We start from the raw sequence: 15,005 nt of genomic DNA, 5'->3' as shown, positions 1-15,005 counted from the left end.
TTCTACGGCATAAGGCAGCCGCCGCTTATTCGTCCTCGATACCGAGCTTGGCCTTCACCAGCGCCTGCACGGCCTGCGGGTTGGCCTTACCGCCCGTCGCCTTCATGACCTGACCTACGAACCAGCCGGCAAGCGTTGGCTTTGCCTTGACCTTCTCGACCTGATCCGGATTGGCGGCGATGATATCATCCACGGCCTTTTCGATGGCGCCGGTGTCCGTCACCTGCTTCATACCGCGGGCCTCGACGATCTCAGCCGGATTGCCGCCTTCGTTCCAGACGATCTCGAACAGATCCTTGGCGATCTTGCCGGAAATGGTCTCGGCCTTGATGAGATCGATGATGCCGCCGAGCTGTTCCGGGGAAACCGGCGTCGTCTCGATATCCTTGCCTGATTTATTGAGCGCGCCGAGCAGATCATTGATGACCCAGTTGGCGGCAGCCTTCGGATCGCGGCCGGCGGCGACGGCTTCATAATAATCGGCGATTGCCTTTTCCGAAACGAGGATCGAAGCGTCATAGACCGACAGGCCGAGATCGGCCACGAAACGGGCCTTCTTGTCGTCAGGCAGTTCCGGCAGATCGACCTTCAGCGCCTCGACGAAAGCATCGTCGAATTCGAGCGGCAGCAGGTCCGGATCGGGGAAATAACGATAGTCATGCGCGTCTTCCTTGGAGCGCATGGAACGCGTTTCGCCCTTGCCGGGATCGAACAGGCGGGTTTCCTGATCGATGGCGCCGCCGTCCTCCAGAATGGCGATCTGGCGGCGTGCCTCATATTCGATGGCCTGACCAACGAAGCGGATGGAGTTGACGTTCTTGATTTCGCAGCGCGTGCCGAAACCTTCGCCCGGGCGGCGCACGGAAACGTTGACGTCGGCGCGCATCGAGCCTTCGTCCATGTTGCCGTCGCAGGTGCCGAGATAACGCACGATGGAGCGCAGCTTGGTGAGGTAACCCTTGGCCTCATCCGACGAGCGCATGTCCGGCTTGGAGACGATTTCCATCAGCGCCACGCCCGAACGGTTGAGATCCACGAAGGACATGGTCGGGTGCTGGTCGTGCATGGACTTGCCGGCGTCCTGCTCCAGATGCAGGCGCTCGATGCCAATCTCGATATCCTCGAAATTGCCCTGACGGTCGGGACCAAGCGAAATGGTGATGGTGCCCTCACCGACGATCGGGTCCTTGAACTGCGAAATCTGGTAGCCCTGCGGCAGATCCGGATAGAAATAGTTCTTGCGGTCGAAGATCGAACGGTTGTTGATCTTCGCCTTCAGCCCAAGACCGGTACGCACCGCCTGCTTGACGCATTCCTCGTTGATGACGGGAAGCATGCCGGGCATGGCGGCATCAACAAGCGACACGTTGGAATTCGGCGCATTTCCGAAGGTGGTGGAGGCACCGGAAAAAAGCTTGGAATTGGAGAGAACCTGCGCATGGACTTCCAGTCCGATCACGATTTCCCAATCGCCGGTGGCGCCGGGAATGAAGCGTTTCGGGTCAGGGGTGCGCACGTCTACAAGGGTCATCTGAAGCTCACGATATACGGGTTCTTTGGCTCTGGTGGGTAGAACATATGGCGCGCGGGCGCAAGACATCTTGCGCCCTGTCGCACGAAGCGCCGAATTTTCGGCACTCTGCATACGTAATTTTTACGCGTCTGATTTTCAATTCAAATCATGACGATGATTGCCCTGTATTTCATGATCTTTGTCGCCTTCAATCTAGTCGTCTTTCTTGTCTATTGGTGGGACAAGGAAGCGGCGAGGAATGGTGGCTGGCGCATTCGCGAAAGCACATTGCTGGGGCTCGCCTTTGTGGGCGGCAGCGTGGGCGCAATTTCGGCTCAACGCCTGCTGCGGCACAAAACCCGCAAGGAACCCTTTCGCAGCATTCTGCTCTCCATCGTGATTTTACAGGCGGGCCTTGTTGTGTCAGTGGCAATCATGCCGGACTGGCCGGTGCGGCTTGTGAACAGCCTGATAAGGCTCAGTCAGAATTCCGTGCCATAAAGACCGCTCTCGATCTCGACAAGCTGCTTTTGCAGGCCGATCGACTGTACATCGCGATCGAGCTTCGGCGCGTAGGAAACTGAGAGCCAGCGGACGCTGTAGCCATGGTGGCGGAAAAATGCGACGGCCGGTTCGTTCTGGGCGTGTGTTTCAAGCTGGATGGTTTCAAAACCCCTGTCCGCTATCAGCCGTTCAATATCGGCCAGCAGGAGGCTGCCGACCTGCCGGCGCTGAAAATCCGGATCGATCCAGAAATCTGAAATCGTCTCGTCAAAATGTTCCCGCGCCGCCCATCCGGCAACCGTGCCGCCAAATTCCGCCACGCGAATGGCAAGCCATGATGACCGGGTGAAATTGGAAAAGGCGCTGGCCGCGTTGTCGTAAAGCGTCGCGGTGATGCCGAGTGAGGCGGTTGCCTGACGCCATGCCCTGAGGCCGATAGCCGCTAAGGCCTCCGCTTCCTGCTCATGCGCATTGCGAATGACGATCAAGCCGCGCCCTCCATGGCCATCACAAGTAAAACATCGGTGGCGCGATTCGGCCACATGGTTTTTCCAGACGCGCCCTGGACTTGACCACACCTGCTTTGCCCGCTAACCAGAACGGGCAAGAACGGAGTTTTTATGTTCGCTCAATCGGAGTCCTGGTAAAGGCCCTGCCCGCAAGTTTCTTGCGCGCCGGGCCAGATGAAACCGAGCCGGATGCCCCAACGGCACCCGGGTTTGCTTTCACGCGTCTAGATGACGCTGACCGGATTTCCAAAAAATGGACATTTCCCGCGCCGAACAGCGCATTCTACATCTGCTCGCCCAAGGCGGCAGAATTGAACTCGTTCGAGACGATACCCGCAAAATCGAAAAAATCGCGCTCTATACGCGCGACGGCTGGATTTTCAGCGGTCTCAATCTCCTCACCTTCCGCAAGCTGAAACAGAAGAGAGCGATCGCCTCTTCCGGCGGCAAGCCTTACCGCATCACCACCCGCGGTCTGGAACTCGTACGGGGTGAGCTGGACAATCGATGACGAAACGGGCGGCGGCTCACTTGCCGCCGCCCGTCACGACGCAAAGCGGCAAACGCGGCGCAATCAACCGGATTATAGCGCGAGCCCGCGCTCCAGCTTCACCTTTTCAAGCTCGACCTTCATGATGTCCGACCATTCCATGCCACGCCATACGATATTGAAACCACAACGCTCATAAAGACCGATGGCAGCACGGTTTCTGGCGTGGGTATCGATCGTGGCAAGCGGCAGGCCCTGCGCGCGCATCCGGTCGAGAAAATTAAGGATAAGCGCCTTGCCGATCCCCTTGCCCTGCCAGTTCGGGTCCACCCAGAGATCGGAAATATGATGCGGCGCCGTATCGCACGCACCCCAGCCGACGACAATGCCGTCGATTTCGGCGACGACAACATCACCGGTCGGAGACTTGGCGAAATTTTCAAATTCGCCGCTCACCCGCTCGATGACGTCAGGATCGAGATAGCTGTCGTCGAAGGCTTCACCGGAACGCCAGGCCGCAAAACCGACAAAGCCGACCGCGTCGCGGTCGGCTTTGTTCATTTGTCTGAGCTTGAGGCTGCTCACCACCACTTGGCGGGGGTGAACTTGCCCGCTGCCTGCTCGATGGCGTGCGCCGTCTTGAACAGCGTTTCTTCCTCGAAAGGCTTGCCGATGAGCTGCAGGCCGAGCGGCAGGCCCTTGCCGTCAAGGCCGGCTGGCACCGAGAGGCCCGGAAGACCGGCCATGTTGACCGTGATGGTGAAGACGTCCTGCAGGTACATCTTCACCGGATCGGAGGCGAGTTCCTCGTCACCGACAGCAAAGGCGGAAGACGGGGTGATCGGCGCCAGAATGGCGTCGACGCCCTCATGAAAGACGTTTTCGAAGTCACGCTTGATGAGGGTGCGGACCTTCTGCGCCTTCAGATAATAGGCGTCGTAATAACCGGCCGAGAGCACATAGGTGCCGACCATGATACGGCGCTGCACTTCCTTGCCGAAACCGGCGGCGCGGCTCTTCTCGTACATGTCGGCAATGTCCTTGCCGTCGACGCGCAGGCCGTAGCGCACGCCATCATAACGGGCAAGGTTGGACGAGGCTTCCGCCGGTGCGACGATGTAATAGGCGGGCAGCGCGTATTTGGTGTGCGGAAGCGAAATATCGACCACTTCCGCGCCGGCATCGCGAAGCCATTCGACACCCTTGGCCCAGAGCTTTTCAATCTTTTCCGGCATGCCGTCGACGCGGTATTCCTTGGGGATACCGATCTTAAGGCCCTTGAGCGACTGACCGATGGCCTTTTCATAATCCGGCACCGGCAGATCGACAGAGGTGGTGTCTTTCGCATCCACGCTTGCCATGGTCTTCAACAGGATGGCGGCGTCGCGCACATCACGGGCGATCGGGCCTGCCTGATCAAGCGAGGAAGCATAAGCGACGATGCCGAAGCGCGAGCAGCGGCCATAGGTGGGCTTGATGCCAACGGTGCCGGTGAAGGCCGCCGGCTGGCGGATGGAGCCGCCGGTGTCGGTTGCTGTAGCGCCGGCGCAGAGATGCGCGGCGACGGCTGCTGCCGAACCGCCGGAAGAACCGCCCGGCACCAGCTTCTGGTCGGAACCATTGGCGCGCCACGGATTGATGGCCGGGCCGTACCAGGAGCTTTCATTGGACGAGCCCATGGCGAATTCGTCCATGTTGAGCTTGCCGAGCATGACGGCGCCCTGATCCCAGAGGTTCTGGGTGACGGTGGATTCATATTTCGGCTTGAAGCCATCGAGAACATGCGAACACGCCTGCGTGTGCACGTCACGGGTGGCGAAAAGGTCCTTCACGCCAAGCGGAACGCCTTCCAGTTCGCCAGCCTTGCCGGCGGCGATGCGTTCGTCGGAGGCTTTCGCCATGTCGCGCGCCTTTTCAGGCGTCAAGGCGACATAGGCGTTCAGCGCGCCGTTCGCCGCATCGATGGCGGAGAGATAGGCGTCGGTCAGCTCGAGGGCGGAAAATTCTTTGCCCTTCAGCTTTTCGCGGGCTTCGGCAATGGTCAGGCTCGTCAGGTCGGTCATGGTCGGCAACGGCTTTCGAAAATCTCGGAAAAATCAGGCGGCAAACGGCGGTCGCTTATTCGACCACTTTCGGGACCATGAAGAAGTCCCGGTCGGTCGCAGGCGCATTGGCGACAATGTCTTCCGCCTTGTTGCCGTCGGTCACCACGTCGGCGCGTTTTTTCATGTCCACCGGGGTGACTGACGTCATCGGCTCGACGCCGTCGACATTCACTTCCGAAAGCTGCTCCACGAAACCGAGTATGCCGTTCAGCTGACCGAGCATATTCTGTGCTTCTTCTTCGCTGACAGCGATACGGGCAAGGCGCGCAACGCGCTTCACGGTGGCGAGATCGACGGACATGGTTCTACTCCGATGGGATATTTCCCATTCGCTATAATCACCATGTCCGCCATTCGCAACGGTAGAAAGCATGTCGCGCCAAACTGTATGGCGGTTTTGCAGTCGCGACATGTGCCGGAAAAACGTCAGAAGGACAGCGTATCGCCGGCCTTCGGCGTGTGAACACGCGCTTCAGACCCTTCCATGCCGGCCACGAATTTCTCCGGTGTCTGGTCGATGATCGGGAAGGAACCATAGTGGCAGGGAAGCACATGCTCAAACTTGAAGAAGCGCTGGCAGGCAAGCGCCGCCACCGCCCCACCCATGGTAAACCGGTCGCCGATCGGCACGAGGCCGATATCCGGCTGATGCAGCTCGTTGATGAGTTTCATGTCTGAGAAGATATCGGTGTCGCCCATGTGATAGACGGCCGGGCCATCCTCGAAATGCAGCATCAGGCCATTGGCATTGCCGAGCGAATGGGAGACGCCGTCTTCGGTGATCTGGGCCGAGGAATGCAGCGCATTGGTGAAGGTGACGGAAAAACCGTCGAAATGCACCGTGCCGCCGGTATTGCCCATATCAACCTTCGCGACGCCCTTGGCGGAAAGCCAGGCGGCAAGATCGGCATTGGCCAGCACGGTAGCGCCCGTTTCGCGGGCGAGCTGAACGGTGTCACCGACATGGTCGCCATGGCCGTGGGTCAGGAGAATATGGGTGATGCCCTCGGCTGCCGATTTGCCATCCTGTCCGGCAAAACCGGGGTTGCCGGTGAAGAACGGATCGATGAGGATCTTCGCGCTACCGTTTTCGAGGCGGAAGGCGGAATGGCCGAGCCAGGTGATTTTCATGGGAACTTCTCCTTTGTATTGCCGGTGTAGTATGACATAGAGCATTTCCAGTAAAAGTACGTAGCGGTTTTGCGTCTGGAAAATGCGTAAAATCAAAGGTCTAGAGCGGGTCTCGCGTTTCCGTTGAAACTGATGTTTTCTGGAAACAGCCTGAAGAACCGCACTATCGATATTTCAGAGAGGCGACAATGGCCGCAGATAATGACGATTACGTGTATGACGAGGCAACCGGCGAATGGCGGCCGGCTTCCGAGCTGGCAGCAGAGGCGGCGCGCGCCAATGAGGTGCGCGATGCGGCAGGCAATGTGCTCGAAGATGGCGATTCCGTAACGCTGATCAAGGATTTGAAGGTCAAGGGCACCAGCACTGTCATCAAGCAGGGCACCGTCATCAAGTCCATCCGGCTCACCGGAAATCCGGAAGAGATCGATTGCAAGCATGATGCGGTCAAGGGTCTGGTGCTGCGCACTGAATTCGTCCGTAAACGATAAGGGCAGCACACGACATGGCGACACTCACCATCGAGGAACTGGCGGAAACCCTTCAGCCCGCACAGGCGATTGCCGGTCTCGACCTCGGCACGAAGACCATCGGCCTTGCCATGTCGGATTTGTCGCGGCGTTTCGCGACGCCGCGCCCCGTCATCAAGCGGGTAAAATTCACGCAGGACGCCGAAGTGCTGCTGGCCTTCGCCGAAAAGGAGAAGGTGACCGCCTTCATCATCGGGTTGCCGATGAACATGGACGGTTCGGCCGGCCCCCGCGTGCAGGCAACACGCGCCTTCGTGCGCACCATGGGCGAAAAAACCGCCCTGCCCTTCATTTTCTGGGATGAGCGACTTTCGACGGTCGCAGCCGAGCGCGCACTTCTGGAGATGGATGTCTCACGTGCCAAGCGGGCCGAACGCATCGATTCGGCCGCCGCGAGCTTCATTCTTCAGGGCGCGCTGGACAGGCTTTCGGCACTCGCCCGCGCCGTCGACTGACGGCCCGTCCACCAGGCGGCAATCTGCTTCCTCTTGCGGAATGCGAGGATCGCAAACACGATCAGGCTGTCCACCACAATGGCGCGTGCCACCAGCGGCGGCAGGCTTTCCGGTGGCAGGCCGAGAATATTGCCGTAAATCTGGAATACCAGATCATGCGTCTGGCGCGTGAGCATATAGAAGCCGAAGCTCATGTCGTAATAGGAAAGCCAGTACCAGCTGCCCAGCAGCGCGACAGGACCGGCCCACAGGATCAGAAACCACTTCATGCCGCCTGCCCCCGCGCAAAAACCGTATCGGGAACGCCGGCAAGCACCGCCCAGCGCACCGCTGCCATCAGGCAGAGGTTCAGCGCCGGCGCGTCGATATCCAACGGCAGCATCACAAAAAACGTCATCATGACGCCCAAAGCTGTCCAGCGGCTCACTTGCGGCTCCCTTATGCGCAGTCATTGCGCATGGTTAACATTTCGTTAATTCACACTGGACCCGCAGCTATGATGACGCAAATGAAAGCTGCCATTATGGTTAACGGCGGGCGGGTGGCATGTGGAAAAACTGTATCTGCATGAACGGGCAGATGCGGCGGGCGGTTGCCGGCCCGGTGAAAACATCACTTGTTTTTCTTTAATACGGCGCTTGCACGGGGATTGCAGTCTCCCCCACCCCCGGCAGCGGGTTCAGCCGTAAACGCCGCGCACCAGCCTTTTGACGGCCGTGGTGATCTTCTCCCAGTCCCGCTCGGATTTTAGCGGTACACCGACGAATTGCCCGCTGGTGGCAGCGGAAATGACGAGGTGCTGGATAGCGGCAAACAGCACGGCGTTAACAGCGGCGATATCAACGCCCTTGGGAGCCGCCAGCGAACCACGCATGCGCTCCAGCCATTTGCCCAGCGACTTGGCGCGGGCTTCGGCAAGCTGACGGACCTGTGGCGATCCGTCCGACACTTCCCAGGCGATGATCTTGCAGACGAGCGGGTCGCTGCGCAGCGCATCCATGAAATAAAGCGCCAGCTTTTCCATGAGATCGCCATAGGTCAGAAGGAACATGCCGCCGGTGTCTTCGGGAATACGATCCTTTACCCAGGACCCCAGATCCTCGCCAATCGCCTCGATCAAACCGTCAAGGCCGCCGAAGTAACGATAGATCAGCTGCTTGTCGCAACCGGCGCGGCGGGCAACCGCATTGATGCCAAAGCCCTGAAAGCCTTCCTCGGCAAGCAGCGACCGCGCGGCGTTGAAGATCGCCTTCTCAGTCGCAGCGCGATCCTTGATACGCTTTTCCGGTCCGTCGGCTGAAATCGCCTCTGCGCTCGCCAGCATGGTTGTCTTCCCGTGTTCTAAAGGCCTGACTACAGGAGTTAACAAAGCATGAAGGGATGGACAATGTGGTGGGGCGGATGGGAGAAAGGTTCCTGTGGATGAAGCGTTCTCCAGGTGAACAATCCCAAGCCCATGCGCCGTGGAATCCGCCGGCCTACTCCAGCCCCATGCCGAACCACACACTTCCGGGCGTTTCGTGGCTTTCCAGGCGTTTGAAGCCCCGGGTTTCCCAAAAACGCATGCCGGCATGGTTGCGTTCGCTGGCGCCGAGATGGATGCCGTAGACGTTGTTCTGTCTTGCCATGTCCAGCCAGCGCGACAGAAGCCGGGTGCCGCCGCCCTTGCCCTGGGTGCGCGGCAGTAGGTTCATGTGGATATGGGCCGGAAACGGGTCGGTAAGCCAGGTGGGCGTGCGGCGCGGATGGTGGATGAAATGCGCCCGGCGCTGGTCGGCGTCCCAAGTCTGCTGGTCGCCGTCGGGATCGGGGTAAAGGGCACGCAGATGCGGCCACCATTCTTGCTCCAGCCGCTCTTCGTGCACGGCCGTATCGAGCGCACCGGCAATGTAACCGCAGACACCCTGCTCGTCCTCGGCCACAAAAACGGCATCGGGCCACAGATGCAGATAGGGCACGGAATAGATATGCCCGACCATGCGGCCATCGTTGTAAAGCGGGGTGGCATCCTGCCCGGCATCGCCGGTGGCAAGGCTTATGGCATAGAGCGCGTCTTCATCCTCGGCGCGGGCGGAACGGAAGGTCAGCATTGGCAGCCGCCTTCCCCTGCCGCGCATCGACACGCGGAAGTGTCACGACAGATCGGAACACACCTAACGCCATTGCTGTTTTTCAAATCCGAGACCCCTCCCGCCGGGACTGTAAAACCTTCATCCGTCTACGTCGATCAGGACGCAGGCGGATAAAGGAGATCGATTATATAGTTCGGATCGAAGCGGGAATCGAGCATGCCGTAAGTGTGCCGCCAGCCGCCCGCAAGACGGGTTTCGAGGAAGGCATCGGCGATCTTGCCGGCGCCCAGGCGGCAAAGCTCGGCGGCAGCGGCCGCAAGAGCGAACTGCTCCACCAGCAGACGGGCCGCTCCTTCGTCGCGTTCGGCAAGGGCGATCGCGGCGCGCAGCACGTCGGTGGTCTTCTTGCCGGCAGGCCCGAGGTCGCGTTCCAGCGTCTGGAAGACGAGATCGAACAGGTCCTTGCCGCGCTGGAGAACCCGCAGCACATCCAGCGCCATGACGTTGCCGGATCCTTCCCAGATGGCGTTAACAGGCGCTTCGCGGTAGTGGCGGGCAATCGGCCGCTCTTCCACGTAACCGTTGCCGCCAAGGCATTCCATGGCCTCGTAAATAAGCGCTGGCGCGATCTTGCAGCACCAGTATTTCACGATCGGCGTCATCACCCGCGCATAAGCGGCTTCTGCCGGGTTGTTGCGGGCGGCATCGAAGGCCGTCGCCAGCCGGAAGGAAAGTGCCGTTGCCGCAGCCACATCCAGCGCCATGTCGGCGAGAACGCGGGTCATGATCGGCTGGCTGACCAGCATCTTGCCGAAGACCGAGCGTCCGCGGGCGAAATGGACGGCTTCGGCAAGCGAAGCGCGCATCATGCCAGATGATGCCAGCGCACAATCGAGCCGCGTCAACGTCACCATGTCGAGAATGGTGCGGATACCGCTGCCGGGATCCCCCAGCAGATAACCGAAGGCATCGGTGAACTCGACTTCGGCTGACGCATTGGAACGATTGCCGAGCTTGTCCTTGAGCCGCTGGAAATGCAGGCCGTTCTTCGAACCGTCTTCCAGATAACGCGGCACCAGGAAGCAGCCCATGCCGTCGCCCATCTGGGCCAGCATGACGAAACCGTCGCTCATCGGTGCGGAGAGAAACCACTTGTGGCCGGACAGGCGGTAGATGCCCTCGCCCACCCGCTCGGCCGTCGTGCGGTTGGCGCGCACATCCGTGCCGCCCTGCTTTTCCGTCATGCCCATGCCAATGGTGACGGCGGTTTTCTGCAGGGCCGGTTTCTGCGCAGAATCATATTTGCGCGACAGGATTTTCGGCATCCATTCCTTCTGCACCCGCGGCGAGGTCATGATGGCGGCGACGGAAGCGCTGGTCATGGTCAGCGGGCAGAGATGCCCCGCCTCGAGCTGAGACGTCAGGTAGAATTTCGTAGCGCGGGCCTTGTGTTCATTGCCGCGCGTATCGGGAGAGTTTTCCCAGACGCTGGAATGCAGGCCTGACGACATGGAACGGCGCATCAGCGCGTGCCAGGCGGGGTGGAACTCCACCTGATCCAGACGTTCGCCACGCGGGCCGTGAGTATGAAGCTGCGGCACGCCCTGATTGGCCATGCGCGCCAGTTCCTGCGCCTCATGCGAGGTGACGTAGCGGCCGAGCTGATCGAACTCATCCCTCAGGTTACGTGACAGGCCAGAGGTGAGGTCGACGATCAGCGGATCGGAACGATAGGCATTGATGCCGGACCAGAGGCTTGGCTGGTTCAGTTCGGCGAGCGATTCTTCTGTCCGGGAATTCTGGGTCATCCGCTGCTTCTAGCTGTTTTATACTGGAATTGCATAGTGGGGTGATATTGCATAATTCCACCCACAGGAAGCGATTGAGACGATTAAACCCCCGCTTTCAATATTTTTCGGGCGTATCCTGATTTAGGTATCCGACCTAGAGAATGCCAAACACGTTTCCGGCAAGACCGAGCGACAGCACCAGCAGGAAGCCGGAGGCGGTGCCGCGCACCAGCCGTGGCGAAGACTGACCCGCATGACGAATGAGAAGCGCGCCTGCCGATAACCACGCAAGGGCTGCAAACGCCACCAGCACCGAAAACAGCAGGATAAGCGGCCAGATTTCCGTGAGCGGCGCCTGCGGCAACAGAACGAGGCCGACGATCAGCCCTTTCGGGTTGAGGCAGGTGGTAACGAAGACCCGGCGCAAGGTGATCGCCTCGCCGATCGGCGCGGAGGATGGCAGGGTCCACAGCCGCACCGCCAGAAACGCAACCCAGATCGCGGCGCAGAGCTTGATCGCTTGCGCTAGGCCGGCATGGGTTTGCAGAAAGTCGGAAAACAATGCGGTGAGCGCAAGGATGACGAGCAGATAACCGGCAATTTCGCCCAGCATCAGCGGGAGCGATGCACGAATACCGCGCCCGGCACCGGAAAGGGCAAGAAGCGTATTGGTCGGACCGGGCGTCAAAAGCAGGGCGAGAACGGCAAGGGCGAAAACAGAATAGGAATGCATTGCGATATGTCCGATCAACCGCGTCGCAGGCCGGGTTTGGCCGCGAATTCCATCCGAAACTGACCGATGCCACCGGGTTGCGCCTTGATGTAACGCAAGTGACGGAACATTCCCAGCCCCTGACCTTGCGGGACTTGGTTCTCCTAACGGCATGAGCGGCGGACGACCAATCTCATTCGCAGGTTCTTCGGCTTACGCGATTGCTGAAGGATGTTATCCTTGCAGGAAAGTGAAAACCGGGCTGCCAGGGGAGGAAACCATGGAAGCCAGCATCAGGAAATTCTTTGAGCGATACGAACGCTTTTTCAACCAGTCCCTTGGTGGCGACATGGATATGAAAGAGGCTGCGTCTCTCTACGCTTCGGATTTCATCGCCGCCTCACCGGCCGGTGTAATCACCGGAAAGAACGATGACCACCTGCGGCAGGTGATGGCGCAGGGCTACGAGCGCTATCGGGCGATGGGCACGAGGGAGATGCGCATACGCGATATCAGCCTTTCGCCCATCGATGACCATCATTGCACGGCCCACGTTGCCTGGACGGCAACCTATGCCCGCCAGGACCAAGCTGATGTCGTGATCGATTTTGATGTTCACTACTTCGTCCAGACGCTGAATGGCGAGCCGAAAGTTTTCGGCTGGGTCTCAGGTGATGAGCAGGCGCTCCTGAGGAAACACGGCATTCTCTGACGCCGGCTCAGGACGGAACCACGGCTTGCCCAGTTCCCTCATCTGTCGAGACTGGGGGAAACATTGCCGTGTTTTCATTTCAGGGGTTGCGGACGCTTGCCCCGCGACCATGCAGTCTCTATAGAGCGCAGGACCGAATTCCGCGGCGCTCCTGAGGCGTGTTTACGGCGAATGGCAGCGCACGGATCAGCATTCGGGCGTTCCGGGCATTTTCACGGGAAAATGCGACGCCCGTCAGGAGGCAAACCGCATGGTCTTCTTCCCCCATCGCCATCTCCTCGGCATCAAGGGGCTTTCCCATCAGGATATCACCCTGCTTCTCGACAAGGCTGACGAGGCGGTGAAAATCAGCCGCCAGCGCGAGAAAAAGACCTCGACGCTTCGGGGCCTGACGCAGATCAACCTGTTCTTCGAAGCCTCGACGCGCACACAATCCTCCTTCGAGCTGGCCGGAAAACGTCTCGGCGCAGATGTGATGAACATGTCGGTCGGCAATTCATCGGTGAAGAAGGGCGAAACGCTGATCGATACGGCGATGACGCTGAACGCCATGCGCCCGGATGTGCTGGTGGTTCGCCACTCCTCTGCCGGCGCCGCAGCCCTTCTGGCGCAAAAGGTCGCCTGCTCCGTGGTCAATGCCGGCGACGGCCAGCACGAGCACCCGACACAGGCGCTGCTCGATGCGCTGACCATCCGCCGCGCCAAGGGCGAACTATCAGGTATTACCGTGGCGATCTGCGGCGACGTACTGCATTCGCGCGTTGCCCGCTCAAACATCATCCTGCTCAACCAGATGGGCGCGCGCGTTCGCGTCGTCGCACCCGCCACACTTCTTCCTTCAGGCATTCGCGACATGAGCGTGGAAGTCTTCCACGACATGAAGGAAGGGCTGAAGAACGCCGATGTGGTGATGATGCTGCGCCTGCAGCGCGAGCGCATGTCCGGCTCCTTCGTGCCTTCGGTGCGCGAATATTTCCATTATTACGGTCTGGATGCCGAAAAGCTGAAGGCGGCAAAGGAAGATGCATTGGTCATGCATCCCGGCCCGATGAACCGCGGCGTGGAAATCGCCTCCGAAGTGGCCGACGGTCCGCAGAGCGTGATCGAAAGTCAGGTGGAAATGGGGGTTGCCGTGCGCATGGCTGTGATGGAAACCCTGCTTGTCTCGCAAAATCAGGGTGAGCGCGTATGAGTGCCGTGACCGTTCTCAAGAACCTTCGCATCGTCGATCCTTCCCGTGGTGTCGACGAGACCGGCAGCATAATCATCGGTGCTGATGGTACCATTCTCGCAGCCGGCAAGGATGCACACAATCAAGGCGCGCCTGATGGTGCGACGGTGCGCGACTGCAAGGGGCTGTTGGCCGTTCCCGGTCTGGTGGATGCCCGTGTTTTCGTGGGTGAGCCGGGTGCTGAACACCGCGAAACCATTGAATCCGCATCGCGTGCGGCAGCGGCCGGCGGCGTCACCAGTATCATCATGATGCCTGACACCGATCCTGTGATCGACGACATCGCGCTGGTCGAATATGTGAAAAAGACGGCGCGTGACAAGGCGATCGTCAATGTGCATCCCGCAGCCGCTCTGACCAAAGGTCTGCGGGGCGAGGAAATGACCGAATTCGGCATGCTGAAGGAGGCCGGTGCGGTGGCCTTCACCAATGGCCGCAAGGCGCTTTCCGACACGCTGGTGCTGCGCCGCGCCATGACCTATGCCCGCGAACTGGGTGCTGTCATCGCGCTGGAGACCCGCGACAAATATATCGGCGGCGGTGACATGAACGAGGGGCTTTTTGCCAGCTGGCTCGGGCTGTCAGGCGTCCCGAAGGAAGCCGAGATCATCCCGCTGGAGCGTGACCTGCGCATTGCCGGGCTGACACAGGCGATCTACCACGCCGCCAAGATTTCCGTGCCGGAATCGGCAGAGGCGATCCGTGTCGCCCGGCAGCGGGGCGTGAAGGCCACCTGCGGCATCTCGATCAATCATCTGACGCTCAACGAGAACGATATCGGCGAATACCGCACCTTCTTCAAGCTTTCCCCACCGCTGCGCGCCGAAGACGACCGCAAGGCCATGGTGGAAGCGCTGAAGGACGGCACCATCGATATCATTGTCTCCTCGCACGACCCGCAGGATGTCGACACCAAGCGCCTGCCGTTTTCGGATGCGGCGAGCGGCGCAGTGGGGCTGGAGACCATGCTGGCGGCGGCATTGCGCCTCTACCACAGCGGCGAGGTTCCGCTGATGCGGCTGATCGATGCGCTCTCCACCCGTCCGGCAAAGATATTCGGTCTGGACGCAGGAACGCTCAAAGTCGGTGCGAAGGCCGATATTACCCTGATCGATCTTGACGAGCCATGGCTGGTTACGCGCGACCAGCTGGTGTCGAAATCCAAGAATACGCCGTTCGAAGATGCCCGTTTCAGCGGCCGCGCTGTCGCCACTTATGTGGCTGGCAAAGCCGTTCATTCCTTGGCATAAG

At 59.9% G+C, this 15,005-nt stretch carries 19 protein-coding genes; 7 read left to right on the top strand and 12 right to left on the bottom strand.

Features of this window, described 5'->3' with window-relative positions; translation table 11 throughout:
- Window positions 1–25: 25 nt before the first annotated feature.
- On the bottom strand, window positions 26–1,531 hold the full coding sequence (gene gatB, locus QSV77_RS04820) for an Asp-tRNA(Asn)/Glu-tRNA(Gln) amidotransferase subunit GatB (protein WP_142839642.1): 1,506 nt from the start codon (window positions 1,529–1,531) through the stop codon (window positions 26–28).
- 150 nt (window positions 1,532–1,681) lie between these two features.
- Here gatB and QSV77_RS04815 point away from each other — a divergent pair, with 150 nt between their 5' ends.
- Window positions 1,682–2,014: a DUF1294 domain-containing protein gene (locus QSV77_RS04815; RefSeq protein WP_271361109.1), complete on the top strand. Its 333-nt coding sequence runs from the start codon at window positions 1,682–1,684 to the stop codon at window positions 2,012–2,014.
- On the opposite strand, the gene QSV77_RS04810 is transcribed toward QSV77_RS04815, so the two are convergent.
- Window positions 1,996–2,505 carry a GNAT family N-acetyltransferase gene (locus QSV77_RS04810; RefSeq protein ID WP_302732687.1) on the bottom strand — a complete coding sequence of 170 codons (510 nt, stop codon included), beginning with the start codon at window positions 2,503–2,505 and terminating at the stop codon, window positions 1,996–1,998. The genes QSV77_RS04815 and QSV77_RS04810 overlap by 19 nt on opposite strands.
- Before the next feature lie 274 nt (window positions 2,506–2,779).
- Here QSV77_RS04810 and QSV77_RS04805 point away from each other — a divergent pair, with 274 nt between their 5' ends.
- Window positions 2,780–3,037 (top strand): YjhX family toxin, encoded by a 258-nt coding sequence (locus QSV77_RS04805; RefSeq protein ID WP_142839639.1) that lies wholly within the window; start codon window positions 2,780–2,782, stop codon window positions 3,035–3,037.
- Between the two features lie 72 nt (window positions 3,038–3,109).
- Here the strand turns inward: QSV77_RS04805 and QSV77_RS04800 are convergent, their stop codons facing one another.
- From QSV77_RS04800 to QSV77_RS04785, 4 genes are all read right to left on the bottom strand, one after another.
- Window positions 3,110–3,607 carry an N-acetyltransferase gene (locus QSV77_RS04800; RefSeq protein WP_302732686.1) on the bottom strand — a complete coding sequence of 166 codons (498 nt, stop codon included), beginning with the start codon at window positions 3,605–3,607 and terminating at the stop codon, window positions 3,110–3,112.
- Window positions 3,598–5,079: an Asp-tRNA(Asn)/Glu-tRNA(Gln) amidotransferase subunit GatA gene (gatA, locus tag QSV77_RS04795; RefSeq protein WP_302732685.1), complete on the bottom strand. Its 1,482-nt coding sequence runs from the start codon at window positions 5,077–5,079 to the stop codon at window positions 3,598–3,600. The genes QSV77_RS04800 and gatA overlap by 10 nt, the downstream gene beginning before the upstream one ends.
- A 55-nt stretch (window positions 5,080–5,134) precedes the next feature.
- Complete coding sequence (gene gatC, locus QSV77_RS04790) at window positions 5,135–5,422, bottom strand: Asp-tRNA(Asn)/Glu-tRNA(Gln) amidotransferase subunit GatC (protein WP_003521472.1); 288 nt, start codon at window positions 5,420–5,422, stop codon at window positions 5,135–5,137.
- Between the two features lie 125 nt (window positions 5,423–5,547).
- Complete coding sequence (locus QSV77_RS04785) at window positions 5,548–6,252, bottom strand: metal-dependent hydrolase (protein ID WP_302732684.1); 705 nt, start codon at window positions 6,250–6,252, stop codon at window positions 5,548–5,550.
- A gap of 188 nt (window positions 6,253–6,440) precedes the next feature.
- Between QSV77_RS04785 and QSV77_RS04780 the strand changes: the two genes are divergently transcribed.
- Together QSV77_RS04780 and ruvX are read left to right on the top strand one after the other, a co-directional pair.
- Window positions 6,441–6,743: an alkylphosphonate utilization protein gene (locus QSV77_RS04780; RefSeq protein WP_142839634.1), complete on the top strand. Its 303-nt coding sequence runs from the start codon at window positions 6,441–6,443 to the stop codon at window positions 6,741–6,743.
- Between the two features lie 14 nt (window positions 6,744–6,757).
- On the top strand, window positions 6,758–7,237 hold the full coding sequence (ruvX, locus tag QSV77_RS04775; protein WP_142839633.1) for a Holliday junction resolvase RuvX: 480 nt from the start codon (window positions 6,758–6,760) through the stop codon (window positions 7,235–7,237).
- Here the strand turns inward: ruvX and QSV77_RS04770 are convergent.
- The 6 genes from QSV77_RS04770 to QSV77_RS04745 form a co-directional block, all read right to left on the bottom strand.
- Entirely contained in the window at window positions 7,189–7,506 is a 318-nt protein-coding gene (locus QSV77_RS04770) for a DUF6105 family protein (RefSeq protein ID WP_046800283.1), read from the bottom strand. The genes ruvX and QSV77_RS04770 overlap by 49 nt on opposite strands.
- The gene (locus QSV77_RS04765) at window positions 7,503–7,664 is read right to left on the bottom strand and encodes a hypothetical protein (protein ID WP_156393988.1); all 162 of its coding nucleotides are present in this window, start codon (window positions 7,662–7,664) and stop codon (window positions 7,503–7,505) included. Before QSV77_RS04765 ends, QSV77_RS04770 begins: the two co-directional genes overlap by 4 nt.
- A 252-nt stretch (window positions 7,665–7,916) precedes the next feature.
- Window positions 7,917–8,561, bottom strand: a complete 645-nt coding sequence (locus QSV77_RS04760; RefSeq protein ID WP_302732683.1) for a TetR/AcrR family transcriptional regulator — start codon at window positions 8,559–8,561, stop codon at window positions 7,917–7,919.
- Window positions 8,562–8,715: 154 nt separating this feature from the next.
- Window positions 8,716–9,327, bottom strand: a complete 612-nt coding sequence (locus QSV77_RS04755) for a GNAT family N-acetyltransferase (protein WP_142839630.1) — start codon at window positions 9,325–9,327, stop codon at window positions 8,716–8,718.
- 137 nt (window positions 9,328–9,464) lie between these two features.
- Window positions 9,465–11,117: an acyl-CoA dehydrogenase family protein gene (locus QSV77_RS04750; protein WP_046800287.1), complete on the bottom strand. Its 1,653-nt coding sequence runs from the start codon at window positions 11,115–11,117 to the stop codon at window positions 9,465–9,467.
- Between the two features lie 136 nt (window positions 11,118–11,253).
- A complete protein-coding gene (locus QSV77_RS04745; RefSeq protein ID WP_237681347.1) occupies window positions 11,254–11,832 on the bottom strand; it encodes a LysE family translocator in 579 nt (192 codons plus the stop codon).
- Between the two features lie 259 nt (window positions 11,833–12,091).
- Between QSV77_RS04745 and QSV77_RS04740 the strand changes: the two genes are divergently transcribed.
- The 3 genes from QSV77_RS04740 to QSV77_RS04730 all read left to right on the top strand — a co-directional run bounded on the left by QSV77_RS04740 (window position 12,092) and on the right by QSV77_RS04730 (window position 15,004).
- On the top strand, window positions 12,092–12,523 hold the full coding sequence (locus QSV77_RS04740; RefSeq protein WP_302732682.1) for a nuclear transport factor 2 family protein: 432 nt from the start codon (window positions 12,092–12,094) through the stop codon (window positions 12,521–12,523).
- Window positions 12,524–12,773: 250 nt separating this feature from the next.
- A complete protein-coding gene (locus QSV77_RS04735; RefSeq protein ID WP_003502441.1) occupies window positions 12,774–13,715 on the top strand; it encodes an aspartate carbamoyltransferase catalytic subunit in 942 nt (313 codons plus the stop codon).
- On the top strand, window positions 13,712–15,004 hold the full coding sequence (locus QSV77_RS04730; RefSeq protein ID WP_302732680.1) for a dihydroorotase: 1,293 nt from the start codon (window positions 13,712–13,714) through the stop codon (window positions 15,002–15,004). The genes QSV77_RS04735 and QSV77_RS04730 overlap by 4 nt, the downstream gene beginning before the upstream one ends.
- Window position 15,005 lies beyond the last annotated feature (1 nt).

Origin of the sequence: Agrobacterium sp. V1 (assembly GCF_030518355.1) — a bacterium.
Taxonomy (GTDB): domain Bacteria; phylum Pseudomonadota; class Alphaproteobacteria; order Rhizobiales; family Rhizobiaceae; genus Agrobacterium; species Agrobacterium cucumeris.
Note: the sequence above shows the minus strand (reverse complement) of the source record. Positions and strands in the feature narration are given on the sequence as shown.